Origin of the sequence: Methylobacterium sp. J-059 (assembly GCF_022829485.1) — a bacterium.
In the GTDB taxonomy this organism is placed as follows: Bacteria; Pseudomonadota; Alphaproteobacteria; order Rhizobiales; family Beijerinckiaceae; genus Methylobacterium.
This window is the reverse complement of sequence record NZ_JAKSYA010000003.1, coordinates 1-972: the sequence shown is the minus strand read 5'-3', so window position 1 is coordinate 972 and position 972 is coordinate 1. Positions and strand designations below refer to the sequence as shown.

The following is a 972-nucleotide window of genomic DNA, read 5'->3' as shown; positions in this document are numbered from 1 at the left end:
CCCAAGGGCATCGACTTCTCGTACCTTCGCTCGATGCTCGAGGGCAGCTTCATGAGCCGGGCCAACTCGATCGTCATCCCCGGCGGCAAGCTCGACCTCGCGATGCAGCTCATCCTCAAGCCGATCATCATGCAACTCGTCTAGCGCAAGCGCCGGCTCGCCTGACCGCACGGGTCGTCCCGGGCAATAAGTCCGGCTGTTTTGGCCGGGCTTCCCCACCCATCATCAGCCCGCGCGAGGCAGATGACACGCCCTAGAGGCAGGGACGCTTCCTCCGAGTACACCAACGTGCTGAGGATGTTCCTTAAGATTGTGCCTACGCGACGGCGCTATGCCGGCGGCGGTCGCTTGTCTCACTCGACCAGACTGCAGCGTTGATTTGACGTCAGCGGAACAGCGACAGACCAATATCAAGCAGGCAGAGGCCGCCAACGATCAGGCTACCGCTTATGCTCTCGACTGCAGCCTGTCGCGCGGGTCGGCATGGAGCAATGCCCGCGAGCGACACTCCCGAGACGAGGCACAGTAGGCTCAGAACAAACATTGCGACTCCTCGGTAGCCTTCGTGATCCCTACCAGCAGAAGAGGGAGTGGTTCCGCTTATTGAATGCTTTTGTAGTCAGTCAATCTATTAACTAAGTTTCTTAACTAAACCAATATGACCGGTTAATATTGAGTTAGAATTTACCTCGGTTTTCTAGGTAAATGTCGGGGCAGGCAGGTGCCTGTAGACGCTTCCCCAGGTTCTAAAAATGGCTCCGCAAGCGACGCGACAGCTTCCATGGCTTTCTGGTGTCTTGCTGGCGGTGCCGGCCGTGCTCCTCACCTCCGGCGAGGCCAGCGCCCATGTGAAGTGGTTCTGCGCCTACGACGTCGCCGGCCAGCCCCGCGGCCTCGAGCAGGTGCTCTGCCTCGACTTCGAGTGGCTCGTCGGCCTGTCGGTCCTGTGCCTGATGTTCGGGTGCCTCGCCG

2 pseudogenes are annotated in these 972 nt (G+C 59.7%); both read left to right on the top strand.

Features of this window, described 5'->3' with window-relative positions:
• A pseudogene (locus tag MKK55_RS00020) lies at nt 1-144 on the top strand (phosphoribulokinase); the annotation flags it as partial.
• Between the two features lie 608 nt (nt 145-752).
• Nucleotides 753-972 (top strand): annotated as a pseudogene (locus MKK55_RS00015) (hypothetical protein); the annotation flags it as partial.